20 protein-coding genes are annotated in these 18998 nt (G+C 72.8%); 10 read left to right on the top strand and 10 right to left on the bottom strand.

The genetic code is table 11. The annotated features are described in order from the left end of the window. Positions 1 to 140 precede the first annotated feature (140 nt). Positions 141 to 1055 carry a metal-dependent hydrolase gene (locus tag ACGH2B_RS21040; protein ID WP_399091956.1) on the top strand — a complete coding sequence of 305 codons (915 nt, stop codon included), beginning with the start codon at positions 141 to 143 and terminating at the stop codon, positions 1053 to 1055. Then, positions 1055 to 2161, top strand: a complete 1107-nt coding sequence (locus ACGH2B_RS21035) for a PDR/VanB family oxidoreductase (protein WP_399091953.1) — start codon at positions 1055 to 1057, stop codon at positions 2159 to 2161. Before ACGH2B_RS21040 ends, ACGH2B_RS21035 begins: the two co-directional genes overlap by 1 nt. Positions 2162 to 2506: 345 nt before the next feature. On the opposite strand, the gene ACGH2B_RS21030 is transcribed toward ACGH2B_RS21035, so the two are convergent. After that, on the bottom strand, positions 2507 to 3469 hold the full coding sequence (locus ACGH2B_RS21030; protein WP_399091950.1) for an alpha/beta fold hydrolase: 963 nt from the start codon (positions 3467 to 3469) through the stop codon (positions 2507 to 2509). 121 nt (positions 3470 to 3590) lie between these two features. On the opposite strand from ACGH2B_RS21030, the gene ACGH2B_RS21025 reads away from it, so the two are divergent. The 3 genes from ACGH2B_RS21025 to ACGH2B_RS21015 all read left to right on the top strand — a co-directional run bounded on the left by ACGH2B_RS21025 (position 3591) and on the right by ACGH2B_RS21015 (position 5038). Next, positions 3591 to 4205 carry a TetR/AcrR family transcriptional regulator gene (locus ACGH2B_RS21025; RefSeq protein WP_399091947.1) on the top strand — a complete coding sequence of 205 codons (615 nt, stop codon included), beginning with the start codon at positions 3591 to 3593 and terminating at the stop codon, positions 4203 to 4205. 117 nt (positions 4206 to 4322) lie between these two features. Then, positions 4323 to 4820 carry a DUF2975 domain-containing protein gene (locus tag ACGH2B_RS21020; protein ID WP_399091944.1) on the top strand — a complete coding sequence of 166 codons (498 nt, stop codon included), beginning with the start codon at positions 4323 to 4325 and terminating at the stop codon, positions 4818 to 4820. Then, positions 4820 to 5038 carry a helix-turn-helix domain-containing protein gene (locus tag ACGH2B_RS21015; protein ID WP_399091941.1) on the top strand — a complete coding sequence of 73 codons (219 nt, stop codon included), beginning with the start codon at positions 4820 to 4822 and terminating at the stop codon, positions 5036 to 5038. The genes ACGH2B_RS21020 and ACGH2B_RS21015 overlap by 1 nt, the downstream gene beginning before the upstream one ends. Before the next feature lie 202 nt (positions 5039 to 5240). On the opposite strand, the gene ACGH2B_RS21010 is transcribed toward ACGH2B_RS21015, so the two are convergent. Beyond that, complete coding sequence (locus ACGH2B_RS21010) at positions 5241 to 6047, bottom strand: thioesterase family protein (protein WP_399091938.1); 807 nt, start codon at positions 6045 to 6047, stop codon at positions 5241 to 5243. A 1252-nt stretch (positions 6048 to 7299) separates the two neighbouring features. On the opposite strand from ACGH2B_RS21010, the gene ACGH2B_RS21005 reads away from it, so the two are divergent. From ACGH2B_RS21005 to ACGH2B_RS20995, 3 genes are all read left to right on the top strand, one after another. After that, positions 7300 to 8424, top strand: a complete 1125-nt coding sequence (locus tag ACGH2B_RS21005) for a GNAT family N-acetyltransferase (RefSeq protein ID WP_399091935.1) — start codon at positions 7300 to 7302, stop codon at positions 8422 to 8424. Between the two features lie 297 nt (positions 8425 to 8721). After that, on the top strand, positions 8722 to 9231 hold the full coding sequence (locus tag ACGH2B_RS21000; protein WP_399091931.1) for a GNAT family N-acetyltransferase: 510 nt from the start codon (positions 8722 to 8724) through the stop codon (positions 9229 to 9231). A gap of 443 nt (positions 9232 to 9674) precedes the next feature. Then, positions 9675 to 10796 (top strand): serine hydrolase domain-containing protein, encoded by a 1122-nt coding sequence (locus tag ACGH2B_RS20995; protein ID WP_399091928.1) that lies wholly within the window; start codon positions 9675 to 9677, stop codon positions 10794 to 10796. Between the two features lie 456 nt (positions 10797 to 11252). On the opposite strand, the gene ACGH2B_RS20990 is transcribed toward ACGH2B_RS20995, so the two are convergent. From ACGH2B_RS20990 to ACGH2B_RS20970, 5 genes are all read right to left on the bottom strand, one after another. Beyond that, positions 11253 to 11735 carry a GreA/GreB family elongation factor gene (locus ACGH2B_RS20990; RefSeq protein WP_399091925.1) on the bottom strand — a complete coding sequence of 161 codons (483 nt, stop codon included), beginning with the start codon at positions 11733 to 11735 and terminating at the stop codon, positions 11253 to 11255. A 347-nt stretch (positions 11736 to 12082) separates the two neighbouring features. Then, positions 12083 to 12367 carry a hypothetical protein gene (locus tag ACGH2B_RS20985; RefSeq protein ID WP_399091922.1) on the bottom strand — a complete coding sequence of 95 codons (285 nt, stop codon included), beginning with the start codon at positions 12365 to 12367 and terminating at the stop codon, positions 12083 to 12085. A gap of 215 nt (positions 12368 to 12582) precedes the next feature. Continuing rightward, positions 12583 to 13050: a DUF3995 domain-containing protein gene (locus tag ACGH2B_RS20980; protein ID WP_399091919.1), complete on the bottom strand. Its 468-nt coding sequence runs from the start codon at positions 13048 to 13050 to the stop codon at positions 12583 to 12585. Between the two features lie 203 nt (positions 13051 to 13253). Continuing rightward, complete coding sequence (locus ACGH2B_RS20975; protein ID WP_399091916.1) at positions 13254 to 13703, bottom strand: hypothetical protein; 450 nt, start codon at positions 13701 to 13703, stop codon at positions 13254 to 13256. Between the two features lie 100 nt (positions 13704 to 13803). Further along, a complete protein-coding gene (locus ACGH2B_RS20970; protein ID WP_399091913.1) occupies positions 13804 to 14268 on the bottom strand; it encodes an ATP-binding protein in 465 nt (154 codons plus the stop codon). A 156-nt stretch (positions 14269 to 14424) separates the two neighbouring features. On the opposite strand from ACGH2B_RS20970, the gene ACGH2B_RS20965 reads away from it, so the two are divergent. Further along, on the top strand, positions 14425 to 15255 hold the full coding sequence (locus ACGH2B_RS20965; protein ID WP_399091910.1) for a helix-turn-helix domain-containing protein: 831 nt from the start codon (positions 14425 to 14427) through the stop codon (positions 15253 to 15255). Continuing rightward, positions 15252 to 15440, top strand: coding sequence for a DUF397 domain-containing protein (locus ACGH2B_RS20960; protein ID WP_399091908.1), 189 nt, complete (start codon positions 15252 to 15254; stop codon positions 15438 to 15440). The genes ACGH2B_RS20965 and ACGH2B_RS20960 overlap by 4 nt, the downstream gene beginning before the upstream one ends. Positions 15441 to 15445: 5 nt before the next feature. Here ACGH2B_RS20960 and ACGH2B_RS20955 read toward each other — a convergent pair whose 3' ends face one another. The 3 genes from ACGH2B_RS20955 to ACGH2B_RS20945 form a co-directional block, all read right to left on the bottom strand. Further along, entirely contained in the window at positions 15446 to 16273 is an 828-nt protein-coding gene (locus ACGH2B_RS20955; RefSeq protein WP_399091905.1) for an alpha/beta fold hydrolase, read from the bottom strand. 77 nt (positions 16274 to 16350) lie between these two features. Next, complete coding sequence (locus tag ACGH2B_RS20950; RefSeq protein ID WP_399091902.1) at positions 16351 to 17388, bottom strand: LacI family DNA-binding transcriptional regulator; 1038 nt, start codon at positions 17386 to 17388, stop codon at positions 16351 to 16353. Further along, positions 17385 to 18998 (bottom strand): glycoside hydrolase family 13 protein, encoded by a 1614-nt coding sequence (locus tag ACGH2B_RS20945; protein WP_399091899.1) that lies wholly within the window; start codon positions 18996 to 18998, stop codon positions 17385 to 17387. The genes ACGH2B_RS20950 and ACGH2B_RS20945 overlap by 4 nt, the downstream gene beginning before the upstream one ends.

Raw genomic sequence — 18998 nt, 5'->3', positions numbered from 1 at the left:
CCGGTGCCCGGATCGGGCGGAGCCTGGGCGGGTGTGTCCCGGGAACGGCGTGCGGGGTGTGGGGTGTGGGGTGCCGGTTCCCGGGATTTTCCCTGTGCGAGGGGTGTTGACGGCTCCTTACCGACCAGTACATTGACGCCATGTCTAACAAGGCGTCGTCGCGGCCCGGAGCGGCCGCCCAGGAGCATGTGCCGCTGAAGGCCCGCAACGTCGCGTTCGACTGGGCCGGTACCCCGCTCCACTGGGTGCCCGGGGACCCGTCCACCACCCACACCATCAATGTGCTGCATCTGCTGCTGCCCGCCGGGGAGCGCTGGTTCGTCCACGTCTACAAGCAGGCGTTGCCGCTGATCCGCGACGCCCGGCTGCGCGAGGACGTCATCGGGTTCATCGGGCAGGAGGCGATGCACTCGCAGGCGCACGACGGGGTGCTGCCGCATCTGCGGGCGCAGGGGCTGGACCCGGAGCCGTACACCGCGCAGGTGGACTGGTTCTTCGAGAAGCTGCTCGGGGACCGGACGCTGCCGCCGGGGCGGGCGCGCGCGTGGTGGCTGCGGGAGCGGATCGCGCTGATCGCGGCGATCGAGCACTACACCGCGTTCCTCGGCGACTGGGTGCTCAACGCCGATGCGCTGGACGCGAAGGGCGCCGACCCGGTGATGCTGGATCTGCTGCGCTGGCACGGTGCGGAGGAGGTCGAGCACCGGTCGGTCGCCTACGAACTCTTCCTGCACGTTGACGGCGGCTACCGGCGCCGGGCCCGCACCTGGGCGCTGGCCTTCGGCGCGCTGGTCTTCCTGTGGCAGCGCGGCGTCCGTTTCTTCATGGAGAACGATCCGACGCTGCGCGACGGCAAGGCGTCGGCGCGGGAGTTTTGGCGCGGCGGGCGGGAGGGCGTACTGCCCGAGCCGGGCGCGATGCTGCGGTCCATCCCGCAGTACCTGAGCCCGTCGTACCACCCCTCGCACCACGGCAGTACCGAGCAGGCCGCGGCCTATCTCGCCCATTCCCCCGCCGCGGTCGCGGCCGCGACCGGCTCCCCCGGAGGTGCCTGATGCCCGTCATCACCCGTCCCCGTGCCGTACGGACCGCGCTGGCGGCGGGCGGTGTGGCCGCGGCGCTGCTGGCGCGCGGTGCGCTGCGCCGCCGGATCCGGCGCTCGCCGCTGTGGCCGATGCCCGCACTGGAGGAGCCGGTCTCGGGCCGGGGCGGTGGCCGGGGCGCGGGGGCGCTGCGGCTGCGGGTCGCGGAGCGCAGCGAGGCGGCCGAGGGGGTGGTGGCGCTGCGGCTGACCGGCGCGGGGCTGCCGGGCTGGGAGCCGGGCGCGCACCTCGATCTGGTGCTGCCGTCGGGCACCGTACGGCAGTACTCGCTGTGCGGGGATCCGGCGGACCCGGACTCGTACACCGTCGCGACACGGCTGATCGCGGACGGGCGGGGCGGTTCGCGGGAGGTGCACGAGGCGCTGCGGGAGGGCGTGGAGGTGGAGGTGCGCGGGCCGCGCAACCGCTTCCCGCTCGCCGACGCGCACGCCTATCTCTTCATCGCGGGCGGGATCGGCGTCACCCCGCTGCTGCCGATGGTGCGGCAGGCGGAGGCCGAGGGGGTGCCGTGGCGGATGGTGTACGCGGGGCGTTCGCGGGCGTCGATGCCGTTCCTGGCGGAGCTGGAGAAGCTGGCGGGCGGTGAGCGGTTGACGGTGGTGGCCGAGGACACCGACGGGCGGCCGGATCTGGCGGCGGCGCTGGCCGGTGCGCCGCCGCACGCCGCGGTGTACTGCTGCGGCCCGGATCCGCTGATGGACGCGGTGGCGGCGCTGCTGCCCGACGGTCCGGAGGGGCTGACGCTGCACACCGAACGGTTCGCGCCCGCCGCGCCCGGAGAGGCGGCCGGGGACGCGCCGTTCGAGGTGGAGCTGCGGCGCACCGGCCGGACGGTGACGGTGGAGCCGGGCACCAGTGTGCTGCGGGCCATCCGTGAGCAGGCGCTGCCGGATCTGCCGTACTCCTGCGAACAGGGGTTCTGCGGAACGTGCCAGCAGCGGGTACTGGCGGGCGAGGTGGACCACCGCGACGAGCTGCTGACCGACGCGGAACGCGACGACTCGCTGCTGATCTGCGTATCCCGGGCGCGGGGGGCGTCGCTGACACTGGACCTGTGAGCGGGATGCGGGTGCGCCCCGGCCGTCAGGGCTTCCCGCCGTGACGGCCGGGGCGCACGCCGTGGAACGGAACGGGGAGGGAATGGCGGGCCGGCCGGGACGCGCCGCGGGACGGGAGTGGAACGGCGGGATGACGGGTGGAACGGCCGGGTGACGGCCAATTGACGGGTGGAACGGCCGGATGGCGGTTGGAACGGCCAGGTGACGGGTGGAACGGCCAGGTGACGGGTGGAACGGCCAGGTGACGGGTGGAACGGCCAGGTGACGGGTGGAACGGCCAGGTGACGGGTGGAACGGCCGGATGGCGTCCCGCCCGCTCCGGCCCCGCCTCCTCCGGCCTCGCCGTCACTTCCTCCCCGGCACGCCTTCCCCCTCCCGGGTCGCGTCGTCGACACCGTCCAGGTAGGCGAGCATCTGGGCGTTGACCTCGTCGGCGTGGTCGATCTGCGGGCCGTGGCCGGTGTGTTCCAGGATCACGGCGCGGGTGCCGGGGACGAGCCGCGGGACGCGTTCCGCCTGCCGTTCGGGGTGGAGGAGGAGGCTGCGCCGGCCGAGCACCAGGTGGAGCGGGGTGCGCAGGGTGCGCAGTTCATCGTCGGTGAGCGGTACGGGTGCCGGGCGGCGGATGCGGTAGGAACGGGCACCGGTCCGTGCCATGGTGCGCAACTCGGGGACGATGAGGACCGGTTGGTCCAGCCAGGCGGCGAGGCGCGGGCGGAGCGCCGCGGGGGCGGCGGTCGCGAACAGGCTCAGGAAGACCCAGACGAAGAACCGCAGCCCCACCTTCTCCAGCCCGCCCGGATCGAGCAGGGTCGCGGAGGCGAGGCGTCCGGGCCGCCGGTGCGCCAAGTTGAGGGCGAGCCAGCCGCCGTACGAGGAGCCGATGAGGTGGACGCGGTCGAGTCCGAGCCCGGCGAGCGCCTCGTCCAGCCACCGGGCGGCGTCCTCGGGCCGGTGGAGCGGGGCGCGGTGCACGCTGCGGTTGGCGTCGCCCGGGGTTTCGAGTGCGTAGACGGTGCGCTCCGCGGCGAGCGCCGGGGTGTTCGGGTACCACATGGCGGCGCAGCCCCCGGCGCCGTGCAGCAGGACGACCGGGACGCGGCCGGCGGCGCGGGCGGCGGCCGCGGTGCCCTCCTGCGGGCCGTACCGGTAGACGTGCGTGGTCCCGAAGTCCGTCTCCACGTCGCACTCGGCGCGGGCGGGGGCGCCCAGCGCGTGGACCGCGTCGCAGGCGGCGAAGTGCCGTTCGCGCAGGGTGGCGTTGACGTAGCGGCCGATGCCGGCCGGGGCACGGGTGGTGTCGGGCACGGGGCACCTCCTGGAGCCTCGGTTTCGTGATACGACCGTACCACGTTGGTGGTACAGCGGTACCATGAAAAGGTCCGGGGCCGCGAGCGGCCCGGCGGAGCGGCCGACCCGAGGAGTACCGATGCCCAAGCGCGTGGACCACGACGAGCGGCGCGCCGAGATCGGCCGGGCCCTCGTCCGGGTCGCGGCCCGCCGCGGACTGCACGCCGTCGGCATGCGCGACGTCGCCGCCGAGGCAGGCATCTCCCTCCGCCTGGTGCAGTACTACTTCCAGACCAAGGAGAACCTCCTGCTCCACGGCTTCCAGCAGTTGACCGAGGAGTTCGGGGCGCGGGTCGGCGCGCGGCTCCGGGCGGCCGGCGAGGACCCCGGGCCACGCACGGTCATCGAGACCCTGCTGCTGACCTCGCTCCCCACCGACGAGGAGAGCCGCGCCTTCCATCTCGTCCTCACCTCGTACACGCTGCTCGCCGTGACCGACGAGGCGCTCGCCGCCCAGCCCTACCTCCAGCGCCCGGCCGCCGCCGAGGACGCCGTGGCCGGACTGCTCGACCGGGCCCGGGAGGCCCAACTGCTCCCCGCGGACACCGACACCCGGACCGAGGCGATCGCCCTTCTCGCCATGACCGCCGGGCTGGGGACGAGCATCCTGGCAGGTCAGCGCAGTCCGGAGTCGGCCATCGCGACCCTCCGGCACCAACTGGACCGGATCTTCCGGACACCGCGGGCGAGTTGAGGCGCCACCGCGACGGTCCGACGCGCACGCACAAGAACGCGCCATCTCCCGGATCGCGCACGCGCCATCTCTCGAATATCGATTGACTTTCGATGGAAACCCATCGATATTCGATACATGCACCGAGTTCTCATCGTCGCGCTCCGGGCCGTCATCGCCATGGCGATCCTGTTCGGCCTGTTCGCTCAGTTCGTGATCATCCCGGGCGCCGCGGCCGAGGAGGTCGACCGCTTCCCGCCGTACGCCCCGTTCGCCGTGCCGTACGTGGCGATAGCGATCGCCGGGGTGGCCTGCGTCCAGGTGGGGCTCGTCGCCACATGGCGGCTGCTCGCCATGGTGCGGCGCGACGCGCTCTTCACCCCGCGGGCCTTCCGCTGGGTCGACACCATCATCGGCGCCTCCCTCGTGGCCACCCTGCTGGCAGCGGGCGTGACCGGGCATCTGGCGCTGGCCTCCATACCCTCGCCCGATGACGGCATGGAGGTCCTCGGCGCGCTGGGTGCCGCCCTCGCCGCCGTCGGGGTGGGCGGTGCCTTCGCCATGCTGGTCGTCGTCATGCGGGGCCTGCTGCACAAGGCGACGGAGCTGCAGCGCGAGATGGCCGAGGTCATCTGATGGCGATCATCGTCGACCTCGACGTACAACTCGCCCGCCGGGGCCTCTCGGTGGGCGAGTTCGCCACCGCCGTCGGCATCACCCCCGCCAACATCGCCGTCCTGAAGAACGGCCGCGCGAAGGCCGTACGGTTCACCACCCTCGACGCGATCTGCCGCGTGCTGGAGTGCCAGCCGGGAGATGTCCTGCGGTGGGTGCCGGACGAGGAGGGGAGGTAGGGGCGGGAGGGGCAGGCGCGGGGAGGGCCCGGGGCGGGGCGCAGGGGGCCGGGGCCGCCCGGAGAGGTGGGCACGGCCGGGGAGGGCGGGGGCGCCCGGGGGTGAGGCAGTCCGGAGCGAGGGGTGGGGAGGGCGGGGGGGGAGCCCCCGGGAGAGGTTCAAGCCGGTGTGGCGCTCTGGCCCCCGGCGCGCCTTCGGGGGGTCAGCCGGTGGGCTGGGGTCGGACGGTGAGGATCTGTTCCGCGTGGCCCACGGGGCCGTGGATGTCGTGCAGGACGCTACTGGTGACGCCCTGTCCGGCGGGGCCGAAGGTGACGGTGGTGTCCAGGCCGGTCCAGGGGCCCCGGGGTGTGCGGTGCAGGTGGATGGTGAGGTCGACGTTGGGGAACATCCACGCGGTGGGGTCCTGCTGTACGGCGATGCCGTTGGCGGGGTCCACGAGGGTGAGGAAGGAGGCGAGTTCGCTGCGCGGCTCGCCGGCGACCAGGTCGACGGTGGACGAGAGCCACGCCGTTGTACGTCCCTTGCGCTGCGCGGGGACGCGGCGGGCGTCGAGGGAGGCGATGTAGCCGCCGCCCCAGGTGTCGTCCATGCTCCACGGCGCGAGGGTGTCGGGGTGCGGGATGGGTTCGAAGGGACTGTCGGCGACGGCGGTGGTGTCGAGGGAGGCGAGGAGCCAGGCGCGGGCGCGGACGACAGGACGGCCGCCGATCCGCAGGACGGCTTCGAGCAGTTCGATGGTCCGGCCCGGGCGGACCGTCTCCACGGTGATCTCGCACTCCTCGAAGGCGATGCGGCCGAGGATGTCGTAGCTGATGCGGGCCAGGGCCATGCCGGGCCCAGTGCGCTCGGTGACGTGCCGGTCGAGGACGTGTGCGAGGAGTCCGGAGACCGGCCCGAAGTGCTGCTCGTCGGGGCTCCAGGCGCCCTGTGCGTGGGGCGTCGGCTTGTAGTGGTGCTCGTCGGTGCGCTCGTAGTAGCTCTCGTGTCCGGTGGGGGCGATGGTCACAGGCGATTCTCCTCACGCGGGACAGGTCGTCGACCGGGGCGGGATCCGGCCGGGACGCCCGCCCGGCCGCACCGTCCGGCCCGTTCAAAGGAGCGTAAAGGGCCCCGTGACGCGTGGGCAGGGGCCGTGATCGATTCCACAGGGCGAAGGGCGGGCACCTCGGGTGCGGTGGGGCCGCCTCCCTGGAACGTGGACCGGGCCGAGTTCCCGGGATGGGGCCCGGGACATCGTCGGGCGTGGGCGTGCAGGGCGTCCCGGGGCTCGCCTCGGAGCAGCGGTTGTGCCCGGGCGGTCTGCGGGTCTGTCGTCGGCAAGCGCCCCTCGGTGGCCCTTCCCCCAGACCTCCCCGCTGCACCACGTCGCGGCTCTGCGTCGCAACAGCAGCCGGACTAGCCATAACTCGATTGATTCACACGGGAGTTGGCAGCAAGCCTTCCGATCGGCCGCAGACTTTTCATGACCTTCCTCGTCGCGGAAGGCGGCTCCCCCGACCTGCTCGCAAGGTCTTACGCAAGGGATTGCAAGGGTGTTACGTTCGCCGGCGAGCCCCGGTCCGTCCGGTCGGAGGTCCGGGCACCCCGTGGTCCGGGCCCACGCGCCCGGCCGGGCGGGCCGGTGGCGCGGGCTCCGCACCGTGGTGACGCAGCCGTTCCGGTGCGTCGGGGATTCGGGGCCTCCAGGAGCGCCGGAAAAGGGTTTGCTGTTGTTGTGCCGGCCCGGATAGATGTGTCTGCGGCCCGCCCGCGGGTGTGGCCGATGACCACGACATACGACGACCAGGCCATGGAAGGGGGAGGCAGGCATGACCCTCGCCGTCACCGCGCCCGCGTCCTCCCGGGACGCGGATTCCCGCTGATCCCGGAGGAACGGGCGCGCCTCGTAGGAGTGCGCCTTGACCACACAGCCGAACCCTCAGTGCGCGGACGGATGTCCGCGCCCGACGTCCGATCCGGGCACCCTTGGCACGCCGAACGCCAAGGGAAATCCGCACGATTCTGGAGATCTGACCAACCTGACCAGCTCGAATGCCCCCACCGGTCAGAACGATTTCACCGGTCCGAACGACCCCCTCGGCCCGAACGACCCCCTCGGCCCGAACGGTGCCGTCGTCCCGGTGGACTCCGCCGGCTCCCGTGCCTCGGGCGCTCCCGGCTCCCCGGGCCGGGGCGGGGCGTCGTCCGGCGTACGCGGTCCGGACGGGCCGGACGAGGTGTCCGGGCTGACTCTGCGGCCCCTGACCGGCCCTGAAGAGTTGGAACTCTTCTGCCGCCTGCCGTACAGCCTCAATGACGAGTTGGCGGATGACCTCGCCGAAGGACGGCGGAAGCCGTCGTGGATGTGGGTGGCGCTGCACGGTGACCGCGTTCTGGCGCGTGTCGCCTGGTGGTCGCGGCCGGGTGATGCCGTCCCGGCGCTCCTGGACATCTTCGATCTCGACGACACGGCCCCCGGTCCGGACGGTTCCGGGGCGGGTGCCGTGGGCCCCGACCCGTTCGACGCGGGGCTGCGGCTGCTGCGTGCCGCGTTGCCCGTGGTGTTGCCGGACGGGGCACGGCCCGAGTATCTCCGTTCCGTCGCGCCCGCATGGCGTGCGGACCGGGTGGAACGGCGGGCGGTGGAGAACCGCATGGCGGCGCTGGAACGGACCGGTGCCCGGTTGTTCGTCGAGCGGCTGCGCTGGGAGTGGACGCCGCAGGATGCCGGCGCACCGCAGGCCGTGGAACGCGACGGTGCCGGGCCTCGGGAGGGGGAACGGGACGCTCTCGGGCCGCAGGGCCCGGGACACGGCACCGTTCCGCCAAGGGGCCCGGGACAGGATGCCCCGGTGGCGTCCGGCGTCGCACGGCAGGACTTGCCCGTGACGTCCGATGCTGCCGTCCGGCGGGGTCGGCCCGCGTCGCCCGGAGCTGTGTCCGCTGCCGCGCTTTCCTTCCGGTCGCCACGGGATCGTGAAGAGTTGCTGGCGTTGATGACGTCGGTGCTGGAGGGCACGTTGGATGCGCACAGCCGGGCCGCGTTGGGGCGGATGTCCGCGCGGGAGGCGGCGGTTCAGCAGTATGAGGAAGAGTTGGTGCGGTACCGGAGTCCGCGGGAGTGGTGGCGGGTCGGGGTGCTGCCTGGTGGTGAGCCGGTCGGGTTCGTGATTCCGGCGCACAACGGCTATCACGCGATCATCGCGTATCTGGGGGTGGTGCCCGCGTACCGGGGCAACGGGTACGCGGACGCGCTGCTCGCCGAGGGCACCCGTGTGCTGGCCGGGCAGGGGGTGCCGCGCGTGCGGGCGAACACCGATCTCGGGAATGTCCCGATGGCGGATGCGTTCCGGCGCGCCGGATACCGCGCTGTCGGGGGGCGTATCGATATGACATGGGAGTGATTCGCCCTGCTCTGCGCCCCGCGCTCTGCGCCCGGGGTTGCTCCGCCCGTTCCCGGGGCCGTCCCGGGGACGGGGTGCCCGCTCCCCCGCTCCCTCACTCCGCTCCGGAACGGCCGCTTCTGTTCCTGGAACAGATGGTCGGTGCTCAGCTCCGGAAGGGCTGCTCCCTCCTTGGAGCGGCGGCTTCTGTTCCGGGCCGGCCCCTCTGTCCCGGGACGAACGGTCCCGTCCTTGGAATGACCGTTCTTCAGCCCTGGAACGAACGACCCGTCCACTGCGACCTTGGAATGAAACGACATGAGTACCTGGATCACTCGCGCCGAGACGCCGGCCGACATTCCCGCCATCCGCGAGATCAATCTCGCCGCCTTTCCCACTCCTGACGAGGCGGGGATCGTCGACGCGTTGCGTGCCGATTCCTCGGCGTGGCTCGACGGGTTGTCCTTCGTGGCGCTGACGCCGGACGGGACGCCGGTGGGGCATGCGCTGCTGACCCGTTGTCATGTCGAGGGGCGGTCGGCGCTGGCGCTCGCGCCTTGTGCGGTGGTGCCGTCGGCGCAGCGGTCCGGTGCCGGGTCGGCGGCGATCCGCGCGGCGCTGGAGGCGGCCCGTGCCCGGGGCGAGAACCTCGTGCTGGTCCTCGGCCATGCCTCGTACTACCCGCGTTTCGGGTTCGTGCCGGCGTCCCGCTTCGGTATCCGCGCGCCGTTCGAGGTGCCGGACGAGGCGATGATGGCGCTCACCCTGGACCCGGACGCGCCGGTTCCGTCGGGGACGATCCGCTATCCGGCGGCGTTCGGCGTCTGAAGCGCGGCGGGCGGCGGGACACGGAGACGGAGCGGTACGCGGGCACGCGGAGACGCGGCGGGGCACGGGCACGGGCGTGGGGCGCCTGGAACGAGCGGCGTTCCGCCCCTCTCCCCTCTCTCCTCTCCCCTCCCCCCGCCGGTCAACTCCGGCCGAAAAAGCGCGTGTTACAGCCGTTCCGGTGGGTTCCAGGCTCTGCCTCGCGGCCGCTTCTCCCTCGTCTCGTGTCCGCCCGTCGTCCACGGGATCGGTCATACGGGCCTCCGGCCCGACCGGGCCGGGCGCCTCGTACGGAAATTCATTCGCCTCGGGGAGGGGGCCGTCTTACGGTCGCGGTCGCTGGGACGGCGTACGGGACGCACCGTGCGCCGGGAGGTGTCGGGGACGCGCGTCGGGGCGCGTGGGCGAGAGGGGTGGGACCGGTGGGGTGCTGTCACGGCGAGGTGGATGAGGGGTTCGGGGGCGTCGCGGAGGCGTTCGCGGGGAACTTCGCGGACTTTCCGGAGCTGGGGGCGGCCGTCACGGTGTTCGTGGGCGGGCGGAAGGTCGTCGAGCTGTGGGGTGGGACCGCCGATGGGCGGACGGGGCGGCTGTGGGAGCGGGAGACGGCCGTGCCGGTGTTCTCCTGCGCGAAGGGCCTGGTCGGCGTGTGTGTGCAGTTGCTCGTGCAGGAGGGGCTGCTGGATCTGGACGTGCCGGTGGCCCGTTACTGGCCCGGGTTCGCCCGGCACGGCAAGGAAGGCATCACTTCCCGGATGGTTCTCGGGCACCGTGCCGGGATACCCGCCCTCGACCGGAAGCTCACGTTCGAGGAGATCGCGGCGTGGACGCCGGTGGTGCGCGCGGTCGAGGAGCAGCGGCCGCTGTGGGAGCCGGGTGCGGCGTACGAGTACCACGGCCATGTCTTCGGTTTCGTCCTGGGTGAGGTGATCCGGCGGCTGACCGGGCTCACTCCGGGGGCGTACTTCCGTGCGGCGGTGGGTGATCCGTTGGGGTTGCGGGCCTGGATCGGGTTGCCGGAGGCGGAGTGGGCGGGCCGGGCGCGGTTGTCGGAGGCGGCGGGGCGGCCCGCGATGCCGGGGCCGGAGCATCTGCTCAGCCGGATCGTGACGATGAACGGTGCGCTGGTCTTCCCCGGTACCGACGTGCCGTACGGCTGGAACGATCCGGCGGTGCTCGGTGCGGAGTTGCCGGGTGCGGGCGCGGTGGCTTCCGCGACGGGCCTTGCCGGGGTGTACGCGGCGGCCGTCAGCGGGGTGGAAGGGGGCGGGCGGCTGCTGTCCCCGGAGTCCGTGACGGATGTGGTGCGGGAGGTGTCGTCCGGTGCGGGCTGGCTGGGGTTCGATGCGGGGGCCCGCTGGGGTGCGGGTTTTCTGCTGGATTCGCCGTTCCGGCCGATGCTCGGCGCGCGCAGCTTCGGGAGCGACGGTGCGGGTGGACAGTTCGCGTTCGGGGACGACGCGTTCGGTGTGGGCTTCGCGTACGTCGCCAACCGCATGATCGGCCACGGCGACGCACGGGCGAATCGGCTGGTCACGGCCGTACGGGAGTGCCTGGGCGGCTGAACGGCGAGGCCGGGCCGGGGAGGTGGAACGGTGCACGGCGGCGGGAGAACCTGGTGCCGGGTGGAACGCCGACCTGGCACGGATGGAACGTCGAACTGGCACAGGTGGAACGCCGACCTGGAACGGATGGAACGTCGAACTGGCACAGGTGGAACGCCGACCTGGAACGGATGGAACGTCGGGCTGGCACAGGCGGATCGCCGACCTGGAACGGGTGGAACGAACGGCAGCAGCCGCGCGGAAGAACCCGGTGGCTGGAACGGAAGACCGGGCCGACGCGAGGGGCGAGGGCGCCGGGAACGTGTCTGCCGGTGAGATCGCCGGGACGGTGGCTGCCGGTGAGGTTCCGGTGGCCGTTCTCCGGATCTCCGGTGGCCGTTCTCCAGAGCTCCAGTGACCGTCCTCCAGGGCTCCAGTGGCCGTTTTCCGGGGCTCCAGTGGCCGTTTTCCGGGGCTCTAGTGGTCGTTCTCCGGGCCGGGTTCGCCGACGGAGAGGAGGTGGACGGTCCGGCGGCCGTCGGGGGTCGTGTAGTCGACGCGGTCGCCGGCTTCGTGGCCGAGGAGGGCTTGGCCGAGGGGGCTGTCGGTGGTGATGAGGGTGGGGTCGCGTTCCGATGACAGGAGTGCGAGGTGGAGGGTGGCGCGGTCGCCGTCGGGGAAGCGCACGGTGACGGTGCTGCCTGTGCCGACCGCGTTGACGGAGGGCAGGCCCGCGCGTTCGCCGTCGCGCAGCCGTTGGGTGATCTCGTCGATGCGGACCTCGATGTGGGTGGCCTCGTCGATGCGTTCCGACTCGTTGGCGTCGTCGGCGCGGTCGCCCGCCTGGTCGGAGTCCTGCGGGGCCGGGGCGTCGGTGGCGCGGGCGGCGCGCAGGGCGTCGCGTTCCCGTTCCAGCGCGCGGCGTTCGGCGGCGCTGATCGGCTCGGGTTCCTGACTCATTCCAGCTCCGTACCTCTGACCTGCACGTATGTCGGCTCGCCGCTGCGTATCCACTCGGGTCCGCCCGGGTTCGCCGCACATGTTCCGGGCTTGTCCGTGCGTTTGTCGGTGCGTGTCCCGGGTTCGCCCGCACGACTGGGACGGTGCCTCCGACGCCCCCGCACGGACGTCGGGTTCGCCCGCGCGCGCCGGGCCCGTGCCTCCGGCCTGACGGCGCGTGCCCCGGGCTCACCTGCCCGTATGCCGGGTTCGCCCACCCGTACGCCGGGCGCTCGGCTCGTACCTCCGGCTTTCCCGGGCGGCTCGCCGCTTCGCGGTTGCCCGGTGCCCGCGAGGGGCCGGCGTGCTCACTCTTCGTAGTCGGAGGGCGGGAACGGGGTGCGGTTCTTCCGGGAGGCGGCGTTCCGGGGGAGGTCGCCTCGGTCGGCTTCGCGTTCCACCTCGGCGCGTTCCTCGGCGTAGCGGGTGGCGTCGTCCTTCCCGGCGTCGTCGGGGAGGCCCGCTTCGCGGCGGTCCTCCTCGGTGCGGCGTTCGGCCTGCCGTTGGTCGGGGCGCCGGGGCATGCCGCGTCCGTGGCCGTCGTCCGGGTCGCCCTCGACCGCCTTGTTCGACTTGTGGTGGTGGTGTCCCACTGCGCCCTCCTCGTCGGCTGCGGAGGCCGGGCCTCGTACGCGCCCGGCCCCGGGAAATGCGCTGTTCCCAGGATCGCCGGGGTGGCGGAGGAGTGCATGTCGGGGCGGGGCGCCGGGCGGAGTCCCGGCCCGTACCGTGTCCGGCCCGCGCCCATGCCCCGGGCGAGGCGCGCCCGGACCTGCCGCGCGTCCCACGCGCCGCACACCGCGTGCGGTCAGGCAGATGACGGTTCCGGGGCGGCCGGGCGGCCGAAGGCTCGTGCCGCCAGTCCGAAGAGCACGCCGCCGAGCAGGAACCAGGGGTTCCAGAGGAGCAGTGTCCACCAGCGTTGTTCCGGGCTGATCTGGATGGCGGGGCCCGCGGCGCCGGTGAGCAGCAGGAACTGGAGGGCCGCGCCGCGCACGAGCAGTACGGCGCAGGCGGACCAGCCCAGGGCGGTGAGCAGGCGTCCCGGCGTTCCGGGCGGGCGGGGGCCGGTGAGGCGCCGTCCCAGGGCGGCGCCGGTCAGGCAGACCGCGCCGACTCCCCACAGGCCCAGCGCCACGAACCAGCCGGGTCGTTCCTCGGCGAGCGGTCCGGCGGAGACGGCCAGTCCGCGGCTGCCGCCGAGGGCCCAGTAGAGGTGGAGGGCGGCGAAGGCCACCGCCCAGCCGCATGCCAGTCGTCCCCAGACCCGCGTCATCACGTCCCCCGTGTCGTCGGCTTCTACGTGAGGATGCCAGTGCCGTGGCCGTCGGCGGCACGGATCTTCCGCGTCCGGTCGCGTACGGGTCCGGGCCGTTCCAGGCACGCCGTTCGGACGGTGACGTCGTGACGTTCGGCGCGGGACGGAGCCGCCCGAACGGCCTCCGGGCTCCGGGGCCGGGCGGCGTCGGGTGGTCGTGGTCAGTCCCCCACCCGGCTGGCCAGGACCTTCCGGGCGAGGTGGCGGGTGTACGTCACGGAGTCATCGGAGTCGTCGGGGGCTTCCGGGTCTGTGAGGGTGAGGCGGCCGACGAGCAGTTTGCTGTGGCCGTAGACGGGTTTGGCGGGTTCGCTGGTGCCGTCGACGGTCAGGGTCCAGGTCGCGTCGCGGAGGTCCAGGCCGCCGGGTTTGGGGACGACGCGGCTGCTCCACCCCAGGCAGAGCACCCATTCCGTCGGTTGTGCGGCGTGGCGGGCGGCGAGGTCCATGAGGTACGCGTCCGGTGTCCCCGGCAGGGGGAGGTGGCCGACGACGGCCGTGTCACCGAAGTGTCCGGTCGTCGCGTACGCCGTCACGCCGAACGTGTCCGGCCAGTTGTGCAGCAGCGGAAAGACCGACACCCGGCCGGTGCCGCCGATCGTCTTCGCCATGGAACTCCCTTACGCAGCAGCGGACTTGGCGCCGGATGCCCGGCGCGGAACCTGCCCAACGGCGGGAGCGGCGGATGGGTTATCGCCGCGCGTGGGGAGATCACAGCGTCACCTCCGCGCGGACGATCTTGCCGACGCCGGGGCGGTCGGTGACCTCCCAGTGGTCGGCGAGCGCGTTGACGAGGAGGAGACCGCGGCCCGATTCGGCGTACGGGGCGGGCGGGCGCAGGGCGTCCGGGCCGGGCGGGCGGGCCTCGGTGCGGGTGTCGGCGACCTCGATGCGCAGCCGGTCGCGTCCGGCGGGACCGGCGGTGAGGGTGAGGCGGAGTTCGAAGTCGCGGCCCGGTACGCGGCCGTGGAGGACGGCGTTGGCGGCGAGTTCGGCGACGAGTGCGGTGGCGGTGTCGGACCGTTCGCTGCCGTACGGGGTGCCCCAGGCGTCGAGTTGGGCGGCGGCCAGCCGCCGGGCGAGGCGGGCGCCGCGCCGGGTGGCGCTGAAGCGTTGCGCGAACATACGCGCGGTGACGGGGGTGGGGGCCGCTTGCGCGGCGGATGAAGCGTGCATATGCCCAAGTTGGCGCCCTGGACGAGGCGTTGGCCAGTACCTCAGCCCGTACGCTCGGTCAGCGTACGGGTGCGGAAAGTGGACAGTGCGCGTAACCGAGCGTGATGATCGCCGAGTTGAATGACGTACGGGTGTACGCAGCGGAGGTGCCGAGCAGTGGCGAAAAGTAAGGTCAGTCCGGAGCCGGAGATCACGGACAGCCTCAAGGCGTTCGGAGCCGTGGTCAAGGTCTTTCGGGAACGAGCCGGGCTGACGCAGGCGGCGTTCGCCCAACTGGTGCAGTTCTCGCCCGAGACCATTGCATCGATCGAGCAGGGGCGGCGTTTACCTCCGCCCGACTTCATCGAGCGAGCCGAGAAGGCCCTCGACGCGTTCGGGGCGATCAAGGCCGCCGGGGAGTATTTGGTACGCCCTCCTGGTGTGCCATCGTGGTTCAAGCGCTGGGCACACTTGGAGAAGCAGGCGCGCTCGCTTTACATCTATGAGTGCCGAGTCATTCCGGGGCTGGTGCAGACAGAGGGGTACATGCGGACTCTCTTCGTCAGCACCCCTCCAATTCCCGATCAGGAATTGGTCGAGCAACGTGTCAGCTACCGCTTGGGACGCCAGGAGATTCTGTATCGCAAACCCTCGGTGACGCTCAGCTTCATCATCGAACAGGCCGTGATCGAAAGGCAGACGGGAGGCGCCGAAGTCACCAGGGACCTCATCGATTTCCTTCTGGAGTGCGGGGCCCTTGACAATGTGGACCTGCAAGTAATGCCCCTACGGCAACCGGACCACGCAGGACTCAATGGCTCCTTGCAGGTACTGGAAACCACGGACCATCGAAACTTCGCATACAACGAGGGCAACAAGCACAACCAGATTTTTACCCATGCGAAGGAAGTCAGCATTATGCAGCAGTGCTACTCCAAGATGCGCTCTCAGGCCCTGACTCCCGAAGATTCCGCAACTCTGTTGAAACGTATTCAAGGAGCACTTTGAGCACCAACGACCTTGCCTGGCACAAGTCCAGCTACAGCGGCCCCGACGGCGGTAGCTGCATCGAGATCGCCCCCTGCCCCACCACCATCCACATCCGCGACTCCAAGGACAAGGGCGGCCCCCAGCTCGCCGTCGCGCCCACGGCCTGGGCCGCCTTCGTCGCGTACGCGGCGCACGAGGGCTGACGCGGTCAGCCCCAGAACTCCCGTAGGGCCGCGTTGACGGCGGCGGGTTCCTGGGTGTGCGGGTAGTAGCCGGGCACCCGTAGGAGGCGGCCGTCGAGGGAGTCCGTGAGGGATTCGGCGACGGCCATGAGGGGGCGTCCTACGTGTTCGCGGTAGGCGTCGGGGGCGTCGTCCCAGGTTCCGCAGATCACCAGGAGCGGTGGGGCGGCGGCGCGGAGCGGGGCCAGGGGGATGTCCGCCTCCCAGATGGGGCGCTCCCCCATGGAGGTGGCGACGGCGCGGAGGCGGCGCGGTGTGGGCTCGGGCATGGCCATCCCCAACCCTTCGGTGGACGCCCGTAGGTACTGCTCCGGTGTGACGCCGTCGGGGATGCCGGGGGCGGCGTCGCGGACCCGGTCGAGGAGGGCGGCGACGACGGGATGGCCGGCGGCGGCGGTGAAGGCGGAGGGCTGGATGAGGGCGAGGGAGCGGACGAGGTCGGGGCGGCGGGCGGCGGCGAGGAGCGCGGCGACGGCGCCGTTGCCGTGTGCCACGAGGTGGGCGCCGCCGGGTCCCGCCGCGTAGCGGCTGTCGTCGAGGAGTGCCACGACGTCGTCGGTGTCGGTGGCGAAGTCGCTGCGCGGGGTGTCGGGGCTGTCGCCGTAGCCCCGGCGGTCCATGAGGAGGAGCCGCCGGGTGTCCGCGAGGGGGCGTTGGGCGGCGAATCCGTACGCGGGGTCGCTGCCCCAGGTGAAGATGTTGTGGAGGAAGAGGGCGGGGGCGGCGGTGTCCGCCGGGGCCCGGCCCGCTCCGGTCCGGTCGCGGTCGTCCCAGACGGTCACGTGCACGGTCATCGGTCGTCCTCCCGAGGTCGAGGGCGTCAACTCCCGTGAGGTTAACCCGCGTTACCGGGCGGTGCCCGCGTACCGGGTCACCCCGGCGCGGGCCCCGTGGAGCCGCGTACGACCAGCTCCGGCTGGAAGACGAACTCCGTGTGGCGGACGGGGTGGCCCTGGATCTCCTCGATGAGGGTGTCGACGGCGGCGGCGGCCATCGCCTGGACGGGTTGGCGGACCGTGGTCAGGGGCGGGTCGGTGAAGGGGATCAGCGGGGAGTCGTCGAAGCCGACGACGGAGACCGCGGCGGGGACGGGCAGACCTCGGGCGCGGGCGGCGCGGACGGCGCCGAGGGCCATCAGGTCGCTGCCGCAGACCAGGCCCGTACAGCCGTCGTCGAGGAGGGTGTCGGCGGCGGCGTGGCCGCCCTCGACGGTGAAGAGGGTGTGGCGGACGCGGCGGGCGGCGGTCTCGGGCGGCAGGGCGAGGACTTCCGTCAGCGCCGCCGTGAAGCCGTCCGCCTTGCGGCGGGAGGGGACGAAGCGGGCGGGGCCGACGGCCAGCCCGATGCGGGTGTGGCCGAGTGCGGCCAGGTGACGGACGGCGATGCGGGCGGCGGCGCCGTCGTCGGGCGAGACGGAGGGGGCGGGGATGTCGGGGCGGTGGCCGTTGATCAGGACGTACGGGACGCCTCTGTCGCGCAGGCGGTGGTAGCGGGCCGGGTCGGCGCCGGTGTCGGCGTGGAGTCCGGAGAGGAAGACGATGCCGGTGACGCCGCGTTCCTCCAGTTGCTCGACGAGTTCGTCCTCGGTGGAGCCGCCGGGCATCTGGGTGCACAGGACCGGCGTGTAGCCGTGGCTCGCCAGCGACTGCTCGATGATCTGGGCGAACGCCGGGAAGATCGGGTTGGTCAGCTCGGGGAGGACCAGCCCGACCAGCCCGGCGCTGCGGCGCCGGAGCCGGACGGGGCGTTCGTAGCCGAGAACGTCGAGGGCGGCGAGGACGCGCTGCCGGGTGGCGGCTGCGACGCCCGCGCGGCCGTTGAGGACCCGGCTCGCGGTCGCCTCGCTGACCCGCGCCTGAGCGGCGAGGTCGGCGAGGCGGGGGGTGGCGCGGGAAGCGGGTGCGCTCACGCGTCCCACCAGACGGTCGTATCGGGCGGGAGGATGAACTCGGCGTCGGCGGACGGGAGTTGTCCCGAGGAGAGCAGGGGGGTGCCCGGGGCGGGGAGGCGGACGGCGGTGTCGGTGGCGTTGACGGTGCAGACGAGGCCGCCGGGGCGGCGGAAGATCAGGACGCCGTCGGGGGCGTCCAGCCAGGTGACGTCGGTGCCCGCGCCGAGACCGGGGTGGGAGCGGCGCAGCGCGAGGGCGGCGCGGTACAGCTCCAGGGTGGAGTCCGGGTCGCCGGTCTGCGCGGCGACGGAGAGGGCGCTCCACTCCGGGGGCAGCGGGAGCCAGCTACCGCCGGGGCCGAAGCCGTAGGAGCAGCCGTCCTTCTCCCAGGGGATCGGGACGCGGCAGCCGTCGCGCAGTCCGTCCTGACCGGCGGCGCCGGTGCGGCGGGCGAAGGCGGGGTCCTGGCGGGCCTCGTCGGGGAGGTGGAGGACCTCCGGGAGGCCGAGTTCCTCGCCCTGGTAGAGGTAGGCGGAGCCGGGCAGGGCCAGCATCAGCAGGGAGGCGGCGCGGGCGCGGGCGAGGTCGCCGCCGAGGCGGGTGCGGTGGCGGACCACGTCGTGGTTGGAGAGGACCCAGGTGGTGGGGGCGCCGACGGGGCGCATCGCGTCGAGGGAGGCGTCGATGGTGGCGCGGAGGGCGGTCGCGTCCCAGGCGGTGCCGAGGTAGTGGAAGTTGAACGCCTGGTGGAGTTCGCCGGGGCGGACGTAACGGGCGGTGCGTTCGGGGCTGGGCGCCCAGGCTTCGGCGACGGCGATGCGGGCGCCCGGGTACTCGTCGAGGACGGTGCGCCAGGAGCGGTAGATGTCGTGGACGCCGTCCTGGTCGAAGAAGGGCAGGACGTCCTGGCCGAGGAGGCGGAGCTGCCCGGTGGTGCCGGTGTCGGGCAGGCCGGGGGCCTTGACGAGGCCGTGGGCGACGTCGACGCGGAAGCCGTCGACGCCCCGGTCCAGCCAGAAGCGCAGCACGGTGCGGAACTCGTCGCGTACGGCGGGGTGCTCCCAGTTGAAGTCGGGCTGCTGGGGGGCGAAGAGGTGGAGGTACCACTGGCCGTCGGGCAGGCGGGTCCAGGCGGGGCCGCCGAAGACGGACTCCCAGTCGTTGGGCGGCAGGTCGCCGTGCGCGCCGCGGCCGTCGCGGAAGTGGAAGCGGGCGCGGAGCGGGGAGCCGGGGCCCTCCTCGACGGCCTGGCGGAACCATGCGTGCTGGTCGGAGCAGTGGTTGGGGACGAGGTCGACGATGACGCGCAGGCCCAGGGCGTGGGCGTCGCCGAGGAGGGCGTCGGCGTCGGCGAGGGTGCCGAACATCGGGTCGACGGTGCGGTAGTCGGTGACGTCGTATCCGGCGTCGGCCTGCGGGGAGGCGTAGAAGGGGGAGAGCCAGACGGCGTCGACGCCGAGGTCGCGCAGGTGGGGCAGGCGGCGGCGGATGCCTTCCAGGTCGCCCATGCCGTCGCCGTCGGCGTCGGCGAAGCTGCGGGGGTAGACCTGGTAGATCACCGCGTCGCGCCACCAGTCGGGGCGGGCGGCGTCCTGGCTCGGGGCGGGTGCGGTCTGGTCCTGAGTCAT

The organism is Streptomyces sp. BBFR2, assembly GCF_044497305.1.
Classification (GTDB): Bacteria; Actinomycetota; Actinomycetes; order Streptomycetales; family Streptomycetaceae; genus Streptomyces.
This window is presented reverse-complemented; position numbering and strand designations above follow the sequence as displayed.